We start from the raw sequence: 23,476 nt of genomic DNA, 5'->3' as shown, positions 1-23,476 counted from the left end.
ATCGATAAAAAGGCGGATTATTTGATTTTTAGTCGCGAGGGATGCCCATAATAAAAAGGAAATTTAATTAGACCTCAAAGGATATGTATTTTCACATGATCACATCAGCACCTTGGGTCCTTTATCCAGAGATTGGAGAAGACTCAAGTAAAAAATGGATTTTTCGTGAGCCTAAAATCTCTGATGGTGACGACATTTACAGCTTGATTGCAGACTGTCCTCCATTGGACATGAACTCATCTTATTGCAATTTCCTACAGTCTACGCATTTCAGCAAAACCAGTATTTTGGTTGAGCAAAAAGGCGAAATCGCAGGTTTCATTTCCGGTTATCAGAAACCAGACGAGCAAGACGTTTTATTTGTCTGGCAAGTTGCAGTCTCACCTCGCTTTAGAGGTCATGGTTTAGCATTCCGCATGTTGAAAGAACTTCTCACCCGAGAGGAATTAGGCGGTGTTAAATCGGTAGAAACTACCATCACGGAAGATAATAAAGCCTCTTGGGCACTGTTCAAAAAGTTAGATGCGATGAACGGCAATTCTGGCCAAGTAAGCACATTTTTGGATGAAGAAGCCCACTTTAAAGGCAAACACGATACAGAATATTTGTATCGCATTCCTCTCAAATAATCCTCAAACAATAGGAATTAAAAACGGTCTCATCATGGATATTTTCAAAAAGCAGGAATCCAACGTACGCTCATATTCAAACAATTTCCCGGTCGTTTTTCGTAAAGCGAAAGGCTGCTGGCTAGAAACAGAACAAGGTGAACGATACTTAGACTTCCTTGCTGGAGCGGGATCTCTAAATTATGGCCATAACAATCCAGTACTAAAACAAGCGTTGCTTGAGTACATTGAAATGGACGGTATTACTCACGGTTTGGATATGCACTCAGAAGCGAAAGCATCGTTTCTGGAAGCGTTGGATACTTACATCCTTAAACCAAGAAACTTGGATTACAAGGTTCAGTTTACGGGCCCAACAGGCACTAACGCTGTTGAGGCGGCATTGAAGCTGGCTAAAAAAGTAAAAGGCCGCGACAGCGTCGTTGCGTTTACTAACGGTTTCCATGGTTGTACTGCTGGCGCACTGGCTGCAACGGGTAACCAGCATCACAGACAAGGTAACGGTTCTAGTCTAAGTAACGTCACTCGTATTCCATTTGAAGGTTACGCTGGCGTAGATGGTCTTGCGCTGTTCGAAACCATGCTAAATGATAACTCTGCAGGTATGGATAAACCAGCCGCTGTACTTCTTGAAACTGTGCAGGGTGAAGGTGGTTTAAATGCTGCTTCAAACGAGTGGTTACAACGTTTGAGCAAAATCTGTAAAGCCAATGACATTCTTGTGATTGTCGATGACATTCAAGCAGGTTGCGGACGTACCGGTACTTTCTTTAGTTTCGAGCCGTCTGGTATCCAACCGGATATCGTGACGCTATCGAAGTCGATCGGTGGTTACGGTTTGCCGATGGCTGTCGTGTTACTTAAGCCTGAGCTTGACCAGTGGAAGCCAGGCGAGCATAACGGTACGTTCCGTGGCAATAATCACGCCTTTATTACTGCTGCAAAAGCACTAGAAATTTACTGGGCAAACGATGATTTTGAAACACACATCAAGCAGTGTTCAGACAAGGTAAGTGCAGTTATTGACCGTTGTGTTCGTCGCTTTCCTCAAATGTTTGTGCAGAAAAAAGGCCGCGGCATGATGGTTGGTATTGAATGTATCAATGGTGACATGGCATCTGAAATTGCGAAAAACTGTTTCGAGAATGGAATGGTGATAGAGACAGCGGGTCCAGAAGATGAAGTTGTGAAGTTCTTCTGTCCACTAACCATCAGCGAATCAGAGCTAGATCAAGGACTAAGCATCTTTGAAAATGCAGTAGAGACTATCGCTGCGAAACATTTCAAACAAGCATCTTAATAAGGATTTTAATTATGATCGTCAGAACTCTAGATGAATGCCGCAACAGCGAACGACGTGTTGTTTCAGATAACTGGGAAAGTGTCCGCATGTTGTTGAAAGACGACAACATGGGTTTCTCTTTCCACATCACAACGATTTATGAAGATACAGAAACTCATATTCACTATCAAAACCACCTTGAATCGGTGTTTTGTATGAGTGGTGAAGGTGAGATTGAAGTTGTAGGTGGAGAAACGTACCCAATCAAACCAGGTACATTATACATCCTTGATAAACACGATGAGCACTACTTGAGAGCTTATAAGAATAAAGAAATGGTAATGGCGTGTGTGTTTAACCCACCGATTACTGGCGCTGAAGTGCACGATGAAAACGGTGTTTATCCTCTCGTTGACTAAAAGATGATGGTGGGGTGCTTTGCCACCCCACACTTTACTATCTCTTCTTTTTTCTTTTTAAAGTTACCAATCAAAAAGGCTTATCATGACATTTACCGTAGAAAAAATCGGCGGTACATCAATGACAGCATTTGATGCTGTTCTCGACAATATTATTCTTCGTCCCAAAACACCATACAATCGTATTTTTGTCGTATCTGCATACGGTGGTATGACCGATGCGCTGCTCGAGTGTAAAAAAACCAGTAAACCAGGCGTTTATCAGCTTATCGCGAAACGCGACGACAAATGGGAAGAAGCGTTAGCGTACGTTGAAAGCCGTATGTTGCTGACCAATGAAAATATTTTTGCGGACCCAATGAATCGTATCCGTGCGGATAAATTCATTCGCTCCCGCATTGCTGAAGCGAAAAACTGTATCGCGAATATTTTAGAAACCTGTCAGTACGGTCAATTTTCGTTGCGCCAGTACTTGCCTCAAATTCGAGAGTTTCTCTCGTCTATCGGTGAGGCACATAGTGCTTACAACACAGCACTAAAACTAAAAAATATGGGTATTAACGCTAAGTTCGTTGACCTGTCTGGTTGGGATAATCAAGCGCCAAGAAGCCTTGATGAGTCGATCAGTGACGCGTTTGCTGATATCGATGTATCAAAAGAACTGCCAATCGTGACAGGTTATGCTTACTGTAAAGAGGGCCTAATGCACACTTATGACCGAGGTTATAGTGAGATGACATTTAGCCGAATTGCAGCAATAACAAAAGCGGATTTAGCAGTAATTCACAAAGAGTACCACTTGAGCTCAGCGGACCCACGCGTTGTTGGCCCTGAAAAAGTATTACCAATTGGTAGTACAAACTATGACGTAGCAGACCAACTTGCCAACCTTGGCATGGAAGCGATTCACCCAAATGCCGCTGCGGGTTTACGTGAAAGTGGTATTGAGCTACAGATTAAAAATACATTCGAACCTGAACACGAAGGCACTTTGATCTCTTCAAGCTACCGCCCAGAAGAAGACAAAGTCGAGATCATCGCAGGTAAAGAGAAAGTATTTGCACTGCATTTGTTTGACCAAGCAATGGTAGGAAAAGCCGATAACGTTAGTTACGAATTGATGGAAATCATCTCCGATGCTCGTGTAAGTTTGGTTGGTAAAGAGATGAACGCTAACTCTATTACTTACTATCTAGGTGGCAGTACTGATAGCTTAAACAAAGTATTGTATAAAGCCGAGAAACGTTATCCGAATGCCTCGATTAAAGGTCGTATGGTCGCGCTTATCTCAGCCATCGGTTCTCAAATTGATACCAACAAGACGTTGGCGAAAGGTGTGCTTGCATTGATGAATAATGGCGTTACGCCAGTTGCACTGCACTCATCATTGAGAAATGTAAATGTTCAATTTGTTGTCGGTGATAAGGAATACCAGCACGCGATTTGCGCATTGCATGATGAGTTTTTCCAAAGTAGCAGTTTAGCTAAATCGGTTAATGTGGCTTAGTTTATCCACGGTTAAAATACAAAGGAGAGCAGGTTAGCTCTCCTTTTTTGTTTTTCAGTTTGTACTCACAATGCCCACTTTGTATAGGCTAAACAGGCGATTTAAGTAAGTTCCTATGTAGCGATACACATAAGCCAGCAGAATGGTCTGCTGGATTAATGTTACTGATTAACTAACGTTAACTTAGTTTACTTAAACTTGCTGATTTCTTGTTTAACTTTGTCTAGTTGTTGCAGCTTCTCTTGCATTTTTAGAGAGTCGTAGTTTAGTGAAGCAGGGTTCATCGCTGTGCCACGTTGCATTGGGTATTCTGGAAGTGTTTTAAAGAACTCTCCCACAACGTCTTGTACAGGTACAAATAGCCACATGTTGTCAGCCATCCAACGCAAGTACATTTGTGATTCGCTTGGGCCTTTTTCGAATGGGTCAGCGCGTAGGTGGATGATTTTAGGCCAGTTCGGAGCAAAACGAACTGCGTTACTTAGGTTCCCTTCAAGCGTTGCAAAGTGAAGTTTCCAGTCATTCCAGCGGACAGCGTTTAATTCACCATTAGACGTAAAGTAAAGCAGCGACTCACGAGGGCCTTTTTCTTCCTTACCTTCAAAGTATGGCATGAAGTTGTAACCATCTAAATGCACACGCCATTCTTTGCCATTTGCTTTGTAGCCTTCTGCCAGTTTTTCTTTTACATCAGGTACGCCAGCAGCTGCCAATAATGTAGGCAACCAGTCTTGGTGTGCCATCATTTCATTGATCTTGGTTCCTGGCTTAATTACGCCTGGCCAACGAACCAGTTGAGGAACACGCATACCGCCTTCCCAAGTTGTACCTTTTTCACCATGGAATGGTGTTGCGCCACCATCTGGCCAAGTCATGGTTTCTGCGCCGTTGTCCGTTGAGTAGATAACGATAGTGTTGTCTGCAACACCTAGCTCATCCAGCTTGTCGAGTAAAACACCTACATGATCATCGTGTTCCAGCATACCATCGGCATAAATGCTTACGCCTGATTTACCTTGGTATTTTTCCTGCAAGCGAGTCCAAACGTGCATACGAGTGGCGTTATGCCAGATAAAGAAGGGTTTATCCGCCTTAACTGCTTTTTCCATAAATGCCAAAGAGCTCTCTAGGAACTCTTCATCTGCGTGCTCCATACGTTTTCGTGTCATCGGGCCAGTGTCTTCAATCTTACCGTCGGCATAAGACTTAATGACACCACGAGGGCCATAGTTTTTACGAAACTCTGGGTCTTTAGGGTAGTAATAAGTTTCAGGCTCTTCTTCTGCGTTTAGGTGATATAAGTTACCGAAGAATTCGTCAAAGCCGTGTTTTGTCGGTAAGTGCTTATCTTGGTCACCTAAGTGGTTTTTACCAAATTGACCCGTCATGTAACCTTGTTCTTTTAACAGATCTGCAATGGTTGGCGCCCAATCAGGTATGCCGTGGTCAGAGCCTGGCATACCAATTGTTAACAAACCCGTACGAAATGGCTCTTCACCCGTAATAAAGGCCGCGCGACCAGCAGTACAAGACTGTTGTCCGTAGTGATCTGTGAACAACGCACCTTCATTCGCGATACGGTCGATGTTTGGCGTTTTGTAACTCATCATACCTTGGTTGTATGCGCTGATATTCCAGTAGCCGATATCGTCACCAAAAATTGCCAGAATATTCGGTTTGTCGGCTGCCATAGCAGCACTGGACGCCGCTAACAGTCCTGCGCCTACAGCGATTTTGCTCAATTGATTTGCCATAAAAACTCCAGATTGTTGAGAGTAAAGATAAGCACAAGTGAGCCTTATGCTTAGTTGCTGCATAAGTTAATGATGTATATAGAAAAATCCTCTTATACTCGATATAACCATAAGTTATTGTTGGGCGGTAACTATTTGTTAATTAAGAAGAAATATGATTGTCCTGTTAGTTTGTAGAGATTCGTAAAGTAGATTTAGATCACTGAAGAGCCTTATTTTTATTGCGTAGTAGAAGAGGGGATGGAAATGAAAAACAATAGGATGCTCGCTTGTTTTACGGTCCTAAAGCAATACTAAAGTCGTTATGTATTGCTTGTAATTATTTGTATAACCAGTGATTTAGTGTCTATATTGATTTAGGTTGTACATTATAAATATAAGGATATCTATGAGTCAGTGGGCAGGCCGGTTTCGCATTTTATTGCTGGTCAACGTTGTTGTCAGTTTTATGGCTTTTTCTCAAGAGTTATTCACAGAGAAACCAAATATTCCTTCAGGCTTAAATCCAGAATATGCTGGCACACAAGCTTGTGCAGAGTGCCACCAAAACGAGGTGGAGGCTTGGAAGGGGTCACATCACGATATGGCCATGAAGCATGCAAGTACAACCTCTGTACGTGGTGATTTTGATAACCATGTTGTAACGCACAAAGGAATGCCTAATCGGTTTTTTAAAAAAGGCGGCGAATATTGGGTCAACATTCAAGGCTCTGACGGGCAATGGCATGACTATAAGATCAGCTATACATTTGGCTGGGAGCCACTACAGCAGTACATGGTCGAGTTTGAAGATGGCCGCGTGCAGCTTATTCCTTTTGCTTGGGACACAAGAGCTAAAGTTGAAGGGGGACAGCGTTGGTTTCATCTTTATCCAGAAACGACAACAACGGATGAATTCTATTGGACCAATACCGGGCAAAATTGGAACTTCATGTGTGCTGATTGCCATTCAACGAACCTAAAGAAGAATTACGACGCTGACAAAAACACTTACAACAGCTCATGGTCAGAGATTAATGTGGGATGCGAAGCATGCCATGGTCCCGCTAGTCAGCACATAGAACTGGCCAAGAAATACAAAAATGCTGGCACTTCTTTTGAGCATGACAGCCATTATGGCTTTGATCGAAATTTGTCTAAAGCAGTGTCGGATTGGGTGTTTGAGGAAGGCCATAGTACGTTACAGCCGAAATCAATTGAAGCAACCAATCAAGTGCAAACATGCGCTCAATGCCATAGTCGCCGAACCCAGTTAAATGAAACAGGTGATCATGTTAAAGGTTCTTTTTTTGATAAATATCGCTTAAGTCTTATAACACCTGAACTCTACTATCATGATGGACAGATTTACGACGAAGATTATGTTTATGGTTCGTTTCTTCAATCTGAAATGGCGGAGAAGGGGGTCACGTGCACTAATTGCCATGATTCACACACGGCAGAGTTAACGATCCCAGAAGAGGCAGTATGTTCGCAATGCCATATTGCATCGGAATATACACCTGAAAAGCATACCTTTCATAAGGCTGGATCTGAAGCATCGCAATGTACGACTTGTCACATGCCAGAAACGACTTACATGCAAGTCGATCCTCGTAGAGACCACAGTTGGCATATTCCACGACCGGATTTGAGCAAACACATTGGAACGCCCAATGTTTGCATGTCATGCCATGAAGATAAAAGCAATCAATGGGCCGATAAACAGATAGCAGAATGGTACCCGAATTCGAAGTATCGTAATCAACAACATTTTGCTGTCGCATTTTATGCGGATTCAATTGGTCATCAAGGAGCAGCAAATGCGTTGGCATACTCTGCTCAGGATTCGTCTTTAAAAGACATTATTCGCGCCTCAGCCCTGGAGAGAATGGGGGGCAACACTGACCAAAATACAACAGTATCTTTGGCTAGGGCCGTTAAGAATGAGAATGAAATGGTTCGATTAGGGGCAATTTCAGGCTCGTCTGGTTATGAATTTCATGATCGGTGGCGGATTCTAGAGCCATTGCTTGGTGACCCGGTGCTTTCAGTGAGAGCGGAAGCTGCCTCGGTGCTGGTAGCGAACTACGCACAAATGACCCCTTTACAAAAAGATATCATTAAATCACCTTTAGAAGAGTACATGGAAATTCAAGAGTTTAATGCCGATCGTGGTTTCGGAAGAACCAATTTGGCGAATGTGTACCGCAGCTTAGGTGAAATCGACAAAGCGGCCGAGCTGTATAAACAAGCGATCAGCATCGAACCCTATTTCGAAAATAGCTACGTTAACCTAGCAGATTTGTATCGTCACCTAGGTAAAGAAGAAGCTGCGCTCACGGTGCTACAACAAGGGATGAAAGCTCAACCTAAATCCAGCACGTTACCATACAGCGCAGGTCTTTCTTTGTTGCGTCAAGGCAAAGCCGATGATGCGAAAAAGCTACTTAGACGCGCCGCAGAAATTGGTGAAACTAATGCTCATTATTGGTACGTGTACGGTCTAGCCCTAGAAAAAAGCGATGTTCTAGAAGCCAGTAAAGCGTTGCATACAGCATTTGAAGTCGGTGGCAATCCACAACACTTGTTTGCTCAATGCGAGGTTCTAGCGAGAAATCATAAAAAAGGTGCTGTCGCTTTTGCTTTCGACAGGTGCATACAAGAGCTTAGTCACTATGCGCCTAAACAAGCTATTGATCAGCTTAAAGCCTCTATTGTCGGGGTCAATAGGAGCTAATTACCAAAAGTGGAGCTTTTATCGCTCCACTTTTTTCTTGCTTAGTTTAATCAGCGTCTTTCGCTAATCTCAGCCCCATGTCGGACATGATGACTGACTGGCTAGCAAAATCGCGACGATAGTTTTCGGATTCGTCAGCATCATAGGCAAAGCTACCACCTCGTACAGACTTGTGTGCCAGGCTTTCTTTTTCATCTTTTGCGTTTACCGGATTATCACTTGGTGCTGATTTGTAATAGCCTTCATCAAACGCATCAATAACAAACTCACCAACATTACCCGTCATATCGTATAAGCCAAGCTCATTCGGTTTTTTCTGACCTACCTTGTGTGCCTTATTGTTTGAGTTACTGGCATACCAGGCAACGTCGTTAATATCATCAGACCCCGCGTAAGTGAATCCTTGACTTAGATTCCCCCCTTTCGCTGCAAACTCCCATTCTGCTTCGGTGGGTAAACGATAGTGCTCTCCCGTTTTTTCATTCAATTTCTTTATAAAATAATTGGCTTGTTGCCAGCTAATGTTATTCACGGGCGTATTTGGGTTTCTAAAATAACTCAGAGAAGAGCCTGTAACCGATTCGAATAACTCTTGGGTTACCTCAAATTTTGCCAAATAGAAATCATCCACGCGAACGGTGCGAGCCGGGTGCTCGGATTTATTTGCTGATGGATTATCCGAGCCCATCATAAATTGTCCACCTTCAATAAGAACCATATCTTGATCGATTTTTTGAGCAAGAGGGCTAGGTTGTGTTGTTGCACATCCAGTCATAATTAGCGAAATCGAAATAGCGGCACCAAGGTAAAGAGTATTACTTTTGGAATGCTTCATAGGGGAGCTCCATCAACATTTATGATCAAAGAATTTTATCAGGCAAGTCTATGAAAAACAGTTATACACACTATAACAAGCGCCACGAATAATTGAACATTATCATCACACTAGGCGATTAACTTAATGATTAGTCTTAACGCCGTTGGGCACAGGCTAGCAACTAAGAAGGTGATGAATGCACATAACTCAAGGTCCGCAGTTCAATGGAAAAGCATCCAAGCGATTACATGTCATGGCGAAACCTATCGGTGCAGTGTGCAATATCGATTGCACCTATTGTTATTACCTAAGCAAACAAGATTTACTTGAGTACAAGCCAGGCTGCTCACCAGTCATGGATGAGGAAACGCTAGAGACCTATATCCGTCAATATATAGCGGGACAAAATACACCTGAAATTATTTTCTCTTGGCAGGGTGGTGAGCCGACAATGCTAGGTTTGGATTATTTCAAGACAATTGTTGAGCTACAGAATAAATACCGTCCCGATGGTATTACGATCTCCAATGATCTCCAGACTAATGGCACACTGCTTAACGATGAATGGTGTGAGTTTTTAAAGGCGAACAACTTTCTCGTCGGTTTAAGCATTGATGGCCCAGAAATGATGCACAACGCTTATCGAACAAACCGAGCTGGTAGAGGCACATTCCGGCAAGTTATGAATGCGGTTGAATTATTACATAAGCACGAAGTAAAGTTTGCTACGCTCACTTGTGTTAACAACTTGACCAGCCGTAACCCACTTGAAGTGTACCGATTCTTGCGAGATGAAGTACGCTCCCCTCAAATGCAGTTTATTCCAATAGTTGAGCAGAAAGCATTCAGAACAACCGCCCCTCAAACTTGGGAGCCAAACGAGCAACTAAAGCAAGGAGATAAACGGTTGATCCCAGGTCATAAAGATGCCGTTGTTGAGCCTTTTTGCGTTGCGGATGAAGCATGGGGAAATTTTCTGATCGCGATTTTCAATGAATGGGTTTTACACGATATCGGCAACGTGTTTGTGCAGTACTTTGAAGCCAGTATCGAAACCTGGATGGGCAGAAAAAACCCACTGTGTACGTTAGGTGAAATCTGCGGGAAGGGCTTAGCAATGGAGCCTAATGGTGATGTGTTTGCGTGTGATCATTACGTGTACCCAGAATATAAGGTTGGAAACATTCATCACGAAAAGCTCGATACGCTCGCTTATAGCTCTAAGCAGCAGAAATTTGGGTTTGCTAAAAGTCGTACGCTGCCCCAACAGTGCCTTCAATGTGATTATCAATTTGCATGTTTTGGAGAATGTCCGAAAAACCGTTTTATCCGTACTAGGCAAGGTGAGCCTGGTCTTAATTATCTCTGCGCGGGTTGGAAGAAGTTTTTTACCCATGTTGATCAGTCGATGGCGTACATCTTACGAGCGACAGGTAACCCAGTGGTTCACGGTAAATACAGTGACCAGATTCTACGCCAGCAAGCTACTCAAACACAGACTGTGTTTGAAACGAAGTTTTAAGATAGTCACTACGCCTGCTACAGGCCCGGAAATGAAAGAATATAGGTTATTGAATGCAAAAAATTAAGCTGCTCTCTAAATCATTACTCGTGATCTCGATCGGCATTGCTGCGAGTCAAGCAGCAGTGGCACAAGAAACAACATTGCTAGACCCAGATCAAGTATCGCCGACAACGGTTGTCACTCCACAAGAAGCTCAAATGACACCGGCGCAACGAGTCGAAAAGCTGTCTTATGATGCGCAAAATAAAAAGTTGTCTTCAGAAAAACGTATTGATGCTTTACGTGAGTTAGCCAACTATCCAAGCCAAAATGCGTTGGTTGCAGTTGCGCGTGGGTTGCAGGATGAAGATGCAGGTATTCGCGAAGCTGCGATTGTGGGAGCACAGCCATATATGATTGAGCACCGTTGGCGTTTGATTTCACCATTATTGAGTGATGACGCCGCCATGGTGCGAATTACAGCAGCGATTAACCTCGTTCGAGATTACGCCAATTTGAGTTCAGAGCAACAGCAGTCACTTGAAGGGCCTGTTTCAGAGCTGACAGCACACTTGTCCAGTAAGAACGATAATGTTTCCAAGTTATTACTTGCAGACGTTTACCGTTGGCATCGTGATTGGGATAAAGCGGCGCTGATATACCCAGAGTTAACTAAGCTTGAGCCAAACAACCCTCAAGTTTGGTTAAGCTATGCAGACAACTTCCGAGCGCAACAGCTAGACCAAAAAGCTATCAACGTGCTTGACGAGGGTATCAAGCTAAATTCAGAAGATGCCTCGCTGCATTATTCTAAATCTCTCGCTTTGGTTAGATTAGACAAAAAGAAAGAAGCGGCGTTTGAAATAGACAAAGCTGCGACGATGGCAAAGACGAACAGTTACTTTTGGTATTTAAATGGTGTTCTGCAAGAAGAGTTAGACTTGAAGAAGTCTGTCAACGCTTTTGAGCAAGCGTATTTGATATCCGGTGCTCCAGAACAATTGTATGCCGTGTGTGACATCTATGTCAGATACGGCAACCCTAAAACGGATGACTGTTTAACAGAGCTAACGAAGGTCGCTCCCGACTATGTTATTGAAGAGCTCAATCAGAAAAAGGGACGTAAAAGTGCCTCTACATCAGTTGAAGCCAATGAATTTAAACTCTAATCGGTAAATTCCATGTTCCTATTTCAATAAAATAGTGAACCAATTTAGTGACGGTGTCACTCTTTGGTGGCCGTTGGATATGTCAGTTCAATATGCGCCTGTTTCAATTGAACTATACTTTTGATTGGATTCGCACCTAGCACCTCAATATAAGGAATTAAGATGGCTATAAAGTTAAAGACGATTGTCTTAGCAACAGGTTTTGCTCTGTCTAGTTACGCTGTTGCTGCTGATATGCAAGATCCACTTCCGTCATGGAACAACACTGACGCTAAGCAAGCTATTATGGCGTTTGTTACGAAAACAACGACCCAAGGTTCGGATTCCTATGTTCCTGAAAGCCAACGAATCGCGACGTTTGATAATGATGGAACACTTTGGGCAGAAAAGCCTGTTTATCTACAGTTGTTTTTTGCGATCGATAGAGTAAAAGAAATGGCCTCTGAGCATCCTGATTGGAAGACAACCGAACCCTTTGCTTCCGCATTAAAAGGTGACATGGAGGGGATTGGTAAACAAGGACTAGAAGGTGTAATGAAGCTTGTTATGGCAACCCATTCTGGAATGTCTACTGAACAGTTTCATCAAGAAGTTAAGGAATGGTTGAAAACGGCTGTCCATCCAACAACGGGTAGACCATACACTGAAATGGTCTATCAACCTATGCTCGAACTGCTCGACTATTTAAGAGCTAACGACTATCAGACCTACATCGTTTCTGGAGGCGGAATTGAATTTATGCGCGTTTGGGCGCCGGAAGTATACGGCATTCCAACGCAAAACATCGTGGGAACGACGTTAAAGGCGGAATATCAAAGTGTTGATGGAAAACCTACCATCCAACGTATGCCGGAAATAGACTTTGTCAATGACAAAGCAGTAAAGCCTGTGACGATCCAAAACTTCATTGGCAAACGTCCGGTAATGGCGTTTGGTAATTCTGATGGTGATTTACAGATGTTAGAGTGGACGAAAGCAGGTTCAGGTCCAAGATTTTCTGCGATTATCCATCACACGGATGACAAGCGCGAATGGGCGTATGATAAAGATTCTCATGTTGGTAAGTTAGATAAATCGTTTAAAGTAGGTGAAGAGCAAGGTTGGCTATTTGTCGATATGAAACAAGATTGGAATCAAGTGTTTAAAGAGAGCACTAAATGATAATCTTTGTTTGACCATAACTTGCTGCAACCAAACAATTGCAACGAAATAAAAGGCCTCACAATTGAGGCCTTAGTTAATTCCACAGTAGCTTCGATACCTAGGGTCTAGTTTCTAGGTTGCTGTGTCATTGTTTCTACCACTTTTTCAATACTTAACGAGCTACCTTTTGTTGCAGGGAACTCCTTAAATGTCTCTAGGAACTTACGCACGATAGCTTGAGCAGGAACGAACATCCACATTTGATCAGCGTAAAAATGTCTGACGTAAAGTGCTGCATCTGGACCGACCTCGAATGGGTCCATACGAAGGTTTACAATCAAAGGCCAACTCGGTGTTTTGCGGTATGCCTCATTAATGGCACCCTCCATAATACTGAAGTGGATCTTCCAGTCTTTATAACGAACGGCGTTTAAATTACCACCAGCATCGAAGTAAAAGATTTCTTTGCGTGCGCCTTCATCAGCTTTACCAGTCAGCAGATCAAGTTGGTTGTAGCCATCTAAATGTGCTTTAAAGGTTTTGCCCGCTGCTTTATGACCCTTCAATAGTTTTTCTTTCACATCTGGTTCGCCCACAGCTGCGAGTAGAGTTGGCATCCAGTCTTCTTGTGAAAAGATATCGTTGATAACCGTTCCTGGTTTAATGTTTCCAGGCCAGCGTACCATCATCGGAACGCGGAATCCGCCTTCCCAAGTCGTACCTTTTTCGCCCTTGAACGGTGTAGTACCACCATCTGGCCAGGTAAATTTCTCAGCGCCATTATCGGTACTAAAAACAACAATGGTGTTATCTGCTACGCCTAGCTCTTCAAGTTTATCAAGCATGACACCTACTTGATCATCTAGGTCCATCATGCCATCGGCGTATAAGCCGTAACCTGACTTCCCTTGATATTCTTCACTCAAATGTGTCCAGACGTGCATACGGGTTGAGTTATGCCAAATAAAGAATGGTTTGTCTTCTTTTACTGCTTTTTCCATAAAGGCCAAGCTAGCATCCATGAACTCTCGGTCTACGTTTTCCATACGCTTACGAGTAAGGGGACCTGTGTCCTCGATTTTGCCATCCGCAGTCGCCTTCAACACGCCTCGAGGTCCGAATTTTTTACGAAACTCTGGATCTTTTGGATAAAACTCAGACTCAGGCTCTTCTTCCGCGTTTAAATGGTATAGGTTACCAAAGAACTCATCAAACCCATGGTTAGTTGGTAGGTGCTCATCTTGATCACCAAGGTGGTTTTTACCAAACTGACCAGACACATAGCCGTGATTTTTAAGTAACTCTGCGATAGTAGGATCTTTCGATTGAATCCCCTCTTTTGCGCCGGGCATACCAATAGTCAATAGACCGGTACGAAACGGATGTTGACCCAGAATAAATGAGGCTCGTCCGGCAGTACAACTCTGTTGTGCGTAAGCGTCTGTGAAAATGGCACCTTCATTGGCGATTTTATCAATGTTAGGAGTCTTCCCTCCCATCATACCATTGTGATACGCACTAATGTTGTATACACCTACATCGTCACCCCAGAACACAAGGATGTTGGGCTTATCGGCAGCAAAGGCTGTGGACGCAGCTAATGTACCGACCAATGCCATTACCTTTTTAATCGAGTTTCGCATGAAAATCCTCCGCGATAAATGAATCCATTATCGTTATATAACGTTACTAATTGTGTTCATCATGGCGAAGTCGAGTGAAATGACACCAAATGAGACAATGTAGTCAGTTGAATATAGTAGAGGTTTTTTGTTGCTTCCAAGTAATCCCTGTTTTTCAAAAATGTTAACTAACATGGACTAGACTTTAGTGTGTTTTAAGTGTGATAAGACGCACTTACAGGATTGAATTTCAATGAAAGGCGACACTATGAAAAATAAACTAGCAACTATCCTGTTTCTATGTATCCCGTTAGAAGTGGTTGCGGAAGAGACACCAAATGTCGTAGTAATGTTGGTTGATAACCTTGGGTGGGGGGAATTAAGTTCCTATGGGAATACCAGAGGTGTTGAAACCAAAAACTTAGATCAACTTGCTAGAGAAGGTGTACGCCTTACTAATTTTAATGTGGAACCGCAATGCACACCAACTCGCTCCTCATTCATGACGGGGAGGCGAGCGCTTAGATCTGGGACAGATAAGGTTGTTTGGGGAGTGCCTTACGGTATGGTGAACTGGGAGATAACCATTGCAGAGAAGTTTAAGGAACAAGGATATAACACGAGCCTTTACGGGAAATGGCATTTGGGAGACCAAAAAGGGCGCTTTCCAACGGATCAAGGCTTTGATGAATGGTATGGCATTGCAAATACGACGGATGAGTCAGAATATAGCTCTCAACCCGGTTATAAAGCTATATTACCTAAACCTCAAATCCTTTCAGCTAGAGCAGGGCAGGATCCTAAAGGGGTCAAAGAATATAATTTGGACTCACGTAGAACGATTGACAGTGAGCTAGTTGAACATGCCACAGATTTTATAAATCGAAATGTGAAAGAGAATAAGCCATTTTTCTCTGTAATTACTTTTACTCAACCACATTTACCGACGCTACCTCATCCTGATTTTATTGGTAAAACAGGCAAAGGAAATTACTCAGATGTGTTAGCTGAGATAGATTTTCGAGCTGGGCAAGTTATTGGTGCAATAGAAAAAGCAGGAATTAAAGACAATACACTAGTGATTTGGTTTTCTGACAACGGTCCAGAGTGGCATATGCCATACCAAGGCTCTAGCGGGCCATGGCGTGGTGCGTACTTTACGGCTCTTGAAGGGTCTCTCCGAACACCATTTATTGCCTCTTGGCCTAACCACATCAAACCGGGTAGAGTGAGTGATGAAATTATCCATGTTGTGGATCTATTTGCCTCACTTTCTCATGTCGGTGGATACAAATTACCAAGCGATAGAACAATAGATAGTATTGATCAGTGGGCCTTTTTAAAGGGAGATAGTGAAAAGTCTAATCGAGATGGTTTTATCGTTAACAATGGATCTGAAACCTACGCTTATAAGTGGGAAAATTACAAGATGCACTTTATTGATCAAGATATCATGCCGGAGAAAGGGCGCCCATTACAGATCCCTGAAATATACAATTTGATTGATGACCCTAAAGAGGAGTTTGATTTAAGAAATAATGCCACATGGTTATTTCCTATCATGATAGGAAAGAGAGTAAAGTTTGAATCTTCCGTTGCAACAAGCTGCGATACGATTCCTTTCCCTGCTCCATTTGGATATAAGCCCGATTGTAGCAAGGGGAATTTCAATCAATTTCCAGTGGATGGGTTACGCCAGAAGTAGTTTACCCCAATGGCTCTTTCTCGCATACATGAGGTATGTTTTTGGTTCAATATCTCATTAGAGCCATTTAGGGCCATGTTTTTTCTAGTTTCATTTGAACAGTCACATTCGTCGACCATACTTAAAGTTCGTTGTTTCATATGGGGCGAATTATGCAGCCAATACTCTACATTCAAGTCGGTAATGTTCTTTGGGCGGTTTTAAGTGACGGTTCTTGGATCCAAATGTTGCCTAACGAACAATTAGTTCCAGAAGTAGAGGTGGTTGTTCTTAATACTGACATTCTCGATATCGCATTTAATGAAGATACAACAAGTGAGGATGAATCGAGTTCGAATGAACTTTTAATTGCATCTCAAAACGGTATTGAATCCCCTTTTAACCAGAGCGTTCGAGATTTTAGTGAGTCTTCTGGTGGGTTAAGTTTTGTTGCCTATATTCGCGCCGTTTTACCTGAGCAACTCGTTTCTAATGGCTATGTTACTAGGCCAGCAGTGCAAGAAAGAGAGAACCCAACTTCTGAGACTCAGGCTCCTGAGCGGTTGAATCCCGATGCTATATTAACGGTGGATATTCTTGATGGCGGTGATGGATACGAAAACCAGTTTGAAGTTCCTAGTGTCACGATTCAAGGTGACGCACTCAAGATAAGCGATGAGTGGCTTGTTACTATCACCATTACCGACAGTCTCAATAATTCCATTACTGTTACAACGACCGTAGAGAACGAGGCTTATACCCTATCAGGCGTTGATCTGTCTTCTCTTGCTGAAGGGCCGCTCACGGTGACTTCTATGGTTTCTGACATTTATGGCAATAACCTGAACGCCGTCGATACGACCATTAAAGATACGCTTGCAACGGTGAACGTCAATTTTGATGGTGGAGGGGATGAGTATTTAAATCAGTACGAAATCGCGACTACTCGCCTCGAAGGGACGATTGAAAACATTGAAGATGGCCAGCGTATCCAAGTTACGGTAACCGACTCGTTAGGAGCGGTCATAAACTTAGAAACGGTGGTGACTGGTGGAAGTTGGTCTCTGGACGACGTTGACCTTTCTGGGTTGTCTGAAGGTACGCTGACCGTTGTTGCTGAGAGTATTGATATAGCGGGCAACCCTACAACCAGTGAAAACACCATCATCAAAGATACGCTCGCAAGTGTGACGGTGGACGTTGACGATGGCGGAGACGGCTATTTAAACACTGAAGAGCGCCAATCTGTCACTTTGTCAGGGCAAGTCAGTGATGTTGAAAATGGTCAGACGGTTTCTGTCACGGTTCAAGACAGCTTGGGGGTGATGCTCTCGTTCAATACCGTTGTCGTTGATGGTATGTGGCAAGTCGAAGGGGCGAACTTATCCACGTTAGCCGATGGGGCGTTAACCGTATCTGCCTCCGTGAATGATGTGGCGGGCAACCAAGCGAAAGCGATGGATGAGGCTACGACCATAGATGCCACTGCTCCCACCATTGATATCGATACGGATTTTTATATTAGCGGTGGTCTTGCCATTGATGATTTCCGTGAGGGTATAGTCACGGAAATGAGAGGAACAACCAGTGGTGTAGAGCAAGGTTTGGCGGTGACGATTCGGGTAAGTGACGGAGACAGCACGCTGAATTTTACTGGCCTCGTTGATGCGTCAGGTTCGTGGACAGTAACCGCAATTGACGTAAACACTCTCAATCTAAACAACACGTGGGCCATTGAAGCAGAAGTGTTGGATGCCGCCGGCAACCACGTGGTCGATACCATGCCGACAATAGTGCTACCCGGTTCAACGGTATTTTCTGAAAACATCGTTGGATTTTTTGGTGAGCAAAGCAGCTCGGCAGCCATCAACATAGAAAATGGTGTGCCAGCACTGCATGCAGAGCAACCAAGTTTGAGCGCGCTTACATCGGTCGGTCAATCTATAAATGTTGTTGTTGCAGAAGATGGGTTGAGCTTACAAGGAACATCGACTGACGACCGATTAGTTTTCTCAGCAGAAGTCAATGATGATGGTACGGTTCAAATTACTTTTTATGAAGCGATTGATCATGGTGTAGGTCAAGATGAGCTGGTGACTAACGTATTGGTTGAAAGCATTCAAAGTGATGCTGACGGCACACAAGAGGCTGTTGTGGCTCCCCTAGAAATCGCCATCCTTGATGCCGATCCAGTGATCGAAAATGAGTCATATAGTGTAACCGAAGGCCAAGTCATTTCTGGCAATGTACTGGAGAATGACATTGATATTGATGGTGACTTGTACATTCGATATGTCAGAGCCGGAGGAGAGATCCAGTCTGTCCCTGATGGTGGCTCAGTAAGTTTTAGTCTAGAGAAGGGTGAATTAACCGTATTTTCAGATGGCTCTTGGCAGTTGAATGCCAGTCGCAACTTAGATCACACGGTTGAGCAAAGTCTCGTTTTTGATTATCTCGCAGCCGATGATTCAAAAGATTACGGTGTAGCAACCGCAACTATCGACATTATAGATGGCCAAGCGGGTTATGTAGGCAGCGCTACTATAAACGCAGCAGAAGTACCTCTGGGAGAGGCATTATTAACCACCGAAGGCAGTGTTAATGTGATTGCTGGCTCTGATAACCCTGATCCGACTAGTTTGTATTTTGGTGGGGCATCCATTACTAAGTTAGAGGCATTAGGGCTTACAAGCTCAGTCTCTGATAATGAGCTTAGCTACACGTTAAGTTCCAGTGGAAAGCAAATCACAGCATTTGCTAATGGTGTCACTGTATTTACGTTAACATTGAGTGGCATTGAGTCGGGTAACGATATACTAGCTTCAATCTCGCTTACTCTTGATCATCCTATCGATCAATTCAATAGTAGTGATACGGTCACTTTCCCGCTGACCATTGGAGGGACAGATCTAGACTCCACACCGCTTGTAGAGAATGAAATTGATTTCGTGTTGAAAGATGGTGTTGATCCTACGTTGAGCAACTTGACTGTTGTTGCAATGGAAGAGATTAATCTAGAAAGTGGGGCAATCTTTAAGACTGGGAGCCTTCAACTCGATATCGGGAGTGATTATGTTGACTCTCTTCGATTTAGCGAATTAAACCAGCCCACATTAGTGAGTAGTGAAAGTGAGTTGCTTTACCGTCTGTCTGATGACGGTACGACAATTACTGGCTATATCTTAGAAGGTGGGGTGGAAGTAAATATTTTTCAATCGAAACTATTATCCACATTACCTGTAGAGTCGAGTAGTGAAATAGAGTATTCCTTTGAATTATATCGCTCTTTCGATCTGTCAAAAGATCAAATCCTGGATATACCATTGTTAGTTAATGCAACAGATTCAGACGGTGACACCACCTCCGTAACATTGGATATTACCTTAGAGGCAATTGAAGGTTTGAACGATGATGCCTCTTTAACGGTGGATATTCTTGATGGCGGCGATGGATACGAAAACCAGTTTGAAGTTCCTAGTGTCACGATTCAAGGTGACGCACTCAAGATAAGCGATGAGTGGCTTGTTACTATCACCATTACCGACAGCCTCAATAATTCCATTACTGTTACAACGACCGTAGAGAATGAGGCTTATACCCTATCAGACGTTGATCTGTCTTCTCTTGCTGAAGGGCCGCTTACGGTGACTTCTGTGGTTTCTGACATTTATGGCAATAACCTGAACGCCGTCGATACGACCATTAAAGATACGCTTGCAACGGTGAACGTCAATTTTGATGGTGGAGGGGATGAGTATTTAAATCAGTACGAAATCGCGACTACTCGCCTCGAAGGGACGATTGAAAACATTGAAGATGGCCAGCGTATCCAAGTTACGGTAACCGACTCGTTAGGAGCGGTCATAAACTTAGAAACGGTGGTGACTGGTGGAAGTTGGTCTCTGGACGACGTTGACCTTTCTGGATTGTCTGAAGGTACGCTGACAGTTGTTGCTAAGAGTATAGATATAGCGGGCAACCCTGCAATCAGTGAAAACACCATCATCAAAGATACGCTCGCAAGTGTGACGGTGGACGTTGACGATGGCGGAGACGGCTATTTAAACACTGAAGAGCGCCAATCTGTCACTTTGTCAGGGCAAGTCAGTGATGTTGAAAATGGTCAGACGGTTTCTGTCACGGTTCAAGACAGCTTGGGGGTGATGCTCTCGTTCAATACCGTTGTCGTTGATGGTATGTGGCAAGTCGAAGGGGCGAACTTATCCACGTTAGCCGATGGGGCGTTAACCGTATCTGCCTCCGTGAATGATGTAGCGGGCAACCAAGCGAAAGCAATGGATGAGGCTACGACCATAGATGCCACTGCTCCCACCATTGATATCGATACGGATTTTTATATTAGCGGTGGCCTTGCCATTGATGATTTCCGTGAGGGTATAGTCACGGAAATGAGAGGGACAACCAGTGGTGTAGAGCAAGGTCTGGCAGTGACGATTCGGGTAAGTGACGGAGACAGCACGCTGAATTTTACTGGCCTCGTTGATGCCTCAGGTTCGTGGACAGTAACCGGAATTGACGTAAACACTCTCAATCTAAACAACACGTGGACCATTGAAGCAGAAGTGTTGGATACCGCCGGCAACCACGCGGTCGATACCATGCCGACAATAGTGCTACCCGGTTCAACGGTATTTTCTGAAAACATCGTTGGATTTTTTGGTGAGCAAAGCAGCTCGGCAGCCATCAACATAGAAAATGGTGTGCCAGCACTGCATGCAGAGCAGCCAAGTTTGAGCGCGCTTACATCGGTCGGTCAATCTATTAACGTTGTTGTTGCAGAAGATGGGTTGAGCTTACAAGGAACATCGACTGACGACCGATTAGTTTTCTCAGCAGAAGTCAATGATGATGGTACGGTTCAAATTACTTTTTATGAAGCGATTGATCATGGTGTAGGTCAAGATGAGCTGGTGACTAACGTATTGGTTGAAAGCACTCAAAGTGATGCTGATGGTACACAAGAGACGGTTGTGGCACCGTTAACGATTACTATTTATGACTCTGATCCGGTGATTAGAGATGACACATACTCAGTCGTAGAAGATCAAACAATTACGGGCAATGTACTTGAAAATGATATTGATCTTGATGGAACACTTTATGTGAAATTTGTAGAGGCTGGCGGGGAGCAGAAGTCAATTCTAGAGGGGGGGATCCGTAAGTTTTAGTTTAGAAAAAGGCGAATTAACCGTATTTTCTGATGGCTCTTGGCAGTTTGATGCAGGTCGAAACCTAGATCATTCGGTCGAGCAAAGTGTTTCTTTCAGCTATTTAGCGGCAGATGACTCCCAAGACTATGGCTTGGCTAACGCGACCATTGACATTACTGATGGACAAGCAGGTTACGTAGGCAATGCGACTATAGACGTAACAGAAGTCCCTTTGGATGGCCCGATATTGAACTTTGAAGGAACTGTCAATATTGTCGCGTCTGACAACCCTGATCCGAGTAGTTTGTATTTTGGTGGGGCATCCATTACTAAGTTAGAAGCATTAGGGCTTACAAGCTCAGTCTCTGATAATGAGCTTAGCTACACGTTAAGTTCCAGTGGAAAGCAAATTACAGCATTTGCGAATGGTGTCACTGTATTTACGTTAACATTGAGTGGCGTTGAGTCGGGTAACGATGTATTAGCTTCAATTTCGCTTACTCTTGAGCACCCTATCGATCAATTCAATAGCAGTGATACGGTCACTTTCCCGTTGACCATTGGTGGCGTAGATTTAGATGCCACACCGCTTGTAGAGAATGAAATTGACTATGTTCTAAAGGATGGCGCAGACCCAACTTTAAATAATTTGAATGGGGTAGAAGTAAAAGAATCTGATCTCGCAAATGGAAGTGTGTTGAGCTCAGGGAATTTTCAAGTTGAGGTTGGCAGTGATTACCTCGAATCTTTGTCGTTCATCGTCTCTGAACAACCCTTGTTGACGAGTGGTGAACAAGTTGTGCTTTATCAAGTCTCTGCGGATGGCAAAACACTTGATGGTTATATTCTTGACGAAGATGGGCAAACTCAGATTCCCATCTTTCAGGCTACCCTCAATGCTTCATTACCTATTGATGCAAATAGCGACATTACCTACTCCTTTGAGCTTTTTCAGGCTCTCGACCAACAAGAAAATACTGATCCAAACGTACCTCTCGTTGTTACTGCAATGGACTCAGACCAAGATAACACGTCGGTCGTTTTAGACATTAATGTGATAGATAACGACAATGGACAAGCGCTAATCAATAGCGGCAATGTCGAGTTAACCGAAACACCTGTCGATACAAACATTGCTCCTGATGGGGTTTCAGCCATAGCGAATACGGATGTGATAGTTACGTCATCATTCGATCCGATTGTGTATCTGGGTGTTGACATAAATGATGGAGATACTGTCAAAACTACGCTTGGTGATGCTGTTACTTATAACGGAGAGGCTGTCACTTGGTACGATAACAATGATGGAAGCTTTGACGCAATTTCAGACACTGGAGACGTTGTATTTAGGGGTCACGTTACCTAGTGACTTCTCTTTGCCATCAAATGATACGTCTACCGTTAATGTAACTGTAGAGCTTTATCACTCGCTTGACCATGTTTTAGGTGATGGGACGCAATTGTCGATCTCTATGCCCATCGTGGCGAGAGATTCTGATGGAAGCGAGATCTCTACGGAGTCCAACATACTGGTCTATGATGGCTTGTTTCCGGAACTAGTAATTACAGAGGGAATCACAGTCAATGAAAGCGGGTTGAATGATGATTCGCTTGATTCTGGCATCGAGGGCTCGTCACCATCCATTACGCTATTACAAGGTTCAGACTCTATCGCCAGTGTGAGCGTGAATATCGATATGTTCAATGCGCTCGGCTATAAAACAAGTAGTGGTAGCCTGGTTTCGCTTGATTCACCGGACTCGAATGGTTGGTTATATGCAAGAGATGAAAGCGAGCAAGACGTCTTTAGAATTAGATTTAATACCGATGGGACTGTCGAGTTTGATCTATACCGTGCACTTGAACACGATGAACCTGACGGTGTTCCAGCGGACGAGAACACATTAGAACTCAGTTTTTCAATTTATGCCGTTGATAAGGATGGCGACCAGTCTGAAGCTGAGACATATACCGTTAGTGTAGTAGATGATATCCCTGAAGACACAAGCTCACCAATAGAAATTGAACTTACCGAGGGGGGATGAGTTTTCGGGAA

The 23,476-nt window shown here is 43.5% G+C and carries 15 protein-coding genes; 12 read left to right on the top strand and 3 right to left on the bottom strand.

All coding sequences use genetic code 11. The features are described 5' to 3' along the window. Positions 1-95 precede the first annotated feature (95 nt). From ectA to J4N43_RS08475, 4 genes are all read left to right on the top strand, one after another. The gene (gene ectA, locus J4N43_RS08490) at positions 96-629 is read left to right on the top strand and encodes a diaminobutyrate acetyltransferase (RefSeq protein WP_005393379.1); all 534 of its coding nucleotides are present in this window, start codon (positions 96-98) and stop codon (positions 627-629) included. Positions 630-663: 34 nt separating this feature from the next. After that, the gene (ectB, locus tag J4N43_RS08485) at positions 664-1,929 is read left to right on the top strand and encodes a diaminobutyrate--2-oxoglutarate transaminase (RefSeq protein ID WP_025766718.1); all 1,266 of its coding nucleotides are present in this window, start codon (positions 664-666) and stop codon (positions 1,927-1,929) included. Between the two features lie 14 nt (positions 1,930-1,943). Beyond that, a complete protein-coding gene (locus J4N43_RS08480; RefSeq protein WP_005377769.1) occupies positions 1,944-2,330 on the top strand; it encodes an ectoine synthase in 387 nt (128 codons plus the stop codon). Between the two features lie 85 nt (positions 2,331-2,415). Beyond that, entirely contained in the window at positions 2,416-3,837 is a 1,422-nt protein-coding gene (locus J4N43_RS08475; protein WP_005377768.1) for an aspartate kinase, read from the top strand. A gap of 188 nt (positions 3,838-4,025) precedes the next feature. Here the strand turns inward: J4N43_RS08475 and J4N43_RS08470 are convergent, their stop codons facing one another. After that, entirely contained in the window at positions 4,026-5,591 is a 1,566-nt protein-coding gene (locus tag J4N43_RS08470) for an arylsulfatase (protein WP_102970295.1), read from the bottom strand. 388 nt (positions 5,592-5,979) lie between these two features. Here J4N43_RS08470 and J4N43_RS08465 point away from each other — a divergent pair, with 388 nt between their 5' ends. Further along, on the top strand, positions 5,980-8,310 hold the full coding sequence (locus J4N43_RS08465) for a tetratricopeptide repeat protein (RefSeq protein WP_053350383.1): 2,331 nt from the start codon (positions 5,980-5,982) through the stop codon (positions 8,308-8,310). Positions 8,311-8,356: 46 nt separating this feature from the next. Here J4N43_RS08465 and J4N43_RS08460 read toward each other — a convergent pair whose 3' ends face one another. Further along, positions 8,357-9,085 carry a formylglycine-generating enzyme family protein gene (locus J4N43_RS08460; RefSeq protein WP_373921034.1) on the bottom strand — a complete coding sequence of 243 codons (729 nt, stop codon included), beginning with the start codon at positions 9,083-9,085 and terminating at the stop codon, positions 8,357-8,359. A gap of 238 nt (positions 9,086-9,323) precedes the next feature. Here J4N43_RS08460 and J4N43_RS08455 point away from each other — a divergent pair, with 238 nt between their 5' ends. From J4N43_RS08455 to J4N43_RS08445, 3 genes are all read left to right on the top strand, one after another. Further along, positions 9,324-10,649, top strand: a complete 1,326-nt coding sequence (locus J4N43_RS08455) for an anaerobic sulfatase maturase (protein ID WP_053350381.1) — start codon at positions 9,324-9,326, stop codon at positions 10,647-10,649. A gap of 53 nt (positions 10,650-10,702) precedes the next feature. Then, complete coding sequence (locus J4N43_RS08450; protein WP_053350380.1) at positions 10,703-11,800, top strand: tetratricopeptide repeat protein; 1,098 nt, start codon at positions 10,703-10,705, stop codon at positions 11,798-11,800. 162 nt (positions 11,801-11,962) lie between these two features. Beyond that, on the top strand, positions 11,963-12,961 hold the full coding sequence (locus tag J4N43_RS08445) for an HAD family hydrolase (RefSeq protein WP_005385672.1): 999 nt from the start codon (positions 11,963-11,965) through the stop codon (positions 12,959-12,961). A 107-nt stretch (positions 12,962-13,068) separates the two neighbouring features. On the opposite strand, the gene J4N43_RS08440 is transcribed toward J4N43_RS08445, so the two are convergent. After that, positions 13,069-14,586: an arylsulfatase gene (locus J4N43_RS08440; RefSeq protein ID WP_005377761.1), complete on the bottom strand. Its 1,518-nt coding sequence runs from the start codon at positions 14,584-14,586 to the stop codon at positions 13,069-13,071. Positions 14,587-14,833: 247 nt separating this feature from the next. On the opposite strand from J4N43_RS08440, the gene J4N43_RS08435 reads away from it, so the two are divergent. The 4 genes from J4N43_RS08435 (at position 14,834) to J4N43_RS08420 (ending at position 23,465) form a co-directional block, all read left to right on the top strand. Continuing rightward, entirely contained in the window at positions 14,834-16,270 is a 1,437-nt protein-coding gene (locus tag J4N43_RS08435) for an arylsulfatase (protein WP_242013643.1), read from the top strand. Positions 16,271-16,422: 152 nt separating this feature from the next. Then, complete coding sequence (locus J4N43_RS08430) at positions 16,423-21,438, top strand: Ig-like domain-containing protein (RefSeq protein WP_252094104.1); 5,016 nt, start codon at positions 16,423-16,425, stop codon at positions 21,436-21,438. A gap of 133 nt (positions 21,439-21,571) precedes the next feature. Then, entirely contained in the window at positions 21,572-22,786 is a 1,215-nt protein-coding gene (locus tag J4N43_RS08425) for a hypothetical protein (protein WP_252094103.1), read from the top strand. After that, positions 22,734-23,465 (top strand): T1SS-143 repeat domain-containing protein, encoded by a 732-nt coding sequence (locus J4N43_RS08420; RefSeq protein WP_252094102.1) that lies wholly within the window; start codon positions 22,734-22,736, stop codon positions 23,463-23,465. The genes J4N43_RS08425 and J4N43_RS08420 overlap by 53 nt, the downstream gene beginning before the upstream one ends. Positions 23,466-23,476 lie beyond the last annotated feature (11 nt).

This window comes from Vibrio sp. SCSIO 43009, from assembly GCF_023716525.1.
Lineage (GTDB): Bacteria > Pseudomonadota > Gammaproteobacteria > Enterobacterales > Vibrionaceae > Vibrio > Vibrio alginolyticus.
This window is presented reverse-complemented; position numbering and strand designations above follow the sequence as displayed.

What these genes read in the sequence shown, in the direction of transcription:
- ectB (WP_025766718.1), top strand. Translation starts at nt 664, where the DNA reads ATGGATATTTTCAAAAAGCAGGAATCCAACGTACGCTCATATTCAAAC.
- J4N43_RS08455 (WP_053350381.1), top strand. Translation starts at nt 9,324, where the DNA reads ATGCACATAACTCAAGGTCCGCAGTTCAATGGAAAAGCATCCAAGCGA.
- J4N43_RS08470 (WP_102970295.1), bottom strand. Translation starts at nt 5,591, where the DNA reads ATGGCAAATCAATTGAGCAAAATCGCTGTAGGCGCAGGACTGTTAGCG.
- J4N43_RS08460 (WP_373921034.1), bottom strand. Translation starts at nt 9,085, where the DNA reads ATGACTGGATGTGCAACAACACAACCTAGCCCTCTTGCTCAAAAAATC.
- J4N43_RS08465 (WP_053350383.1), top strand. Translation starts at nt 5,980, where the DNA reads ATGAGTCAGTGGGCAGGCCGGTTTCGCATTTTATTGCTGGTCAACGTT.
- J4N43_RS08430 (WP_252094104.1), top strand. Translation starts at nt 16,423, where the DNA reads ATGCAGCCAATACTCTACATTCAAGTCGGTAATGTTCTTTGGGCGGTT.
- J4N43_RS08445 (WP_005385672.1), top strand. Translation starts at nt 11,963, where the DNA reads ATGGCTATAAAGTTAAAGACGATTGTCTTAGCAACAGGTTTTGCTCTG.
- J4N43_RS08435 (WP_242013643.1), top strand. Translation starts at nt 14,834, where the DNA reads ATGAAAAATAAACTAGCAACTATCCTGTTTCTATGTATCCCGTTAGAA.
- ectA (WP_005393379.1), top strand. Translation starts at nt 96, where the DNA reads ATGATCACATCAGCACCTTGGGTCCTTTATCCAGAGATTGGAGAAGAC.
- J4N43_RS08450 (WP_053350380.1), top strand. Translation starts at nt 10,703, where the DNA reads ATGCAAAAAATTAAGCTGCTCTCTAAATCATTACTCGTGATCTCGATC.
- J4N43_RS08475 (WP_005377768.1), top strand. Translation starts at nt 2,416, where the DNA reads ATGACATTTACCGTAGAAAAAATCGGCGGTACATCAATGACAGCATTT.
- J4N43_RS08480 (WP_005377769.1), top strand. Translation starts at nt 1,944, where the DNA reads ATGATCGTCAGAACTCTAGATGAATGCCGCAACAGCGAACGACGTGTT.
- J4N43_RS08440 (WP_005377761.1), bottom strand. Translation starts at nt 14,586, where the DNA reads ATGCGAAACTCGATTAAAAAGGTAATGGCATTGGTCGGTACATTAGCT.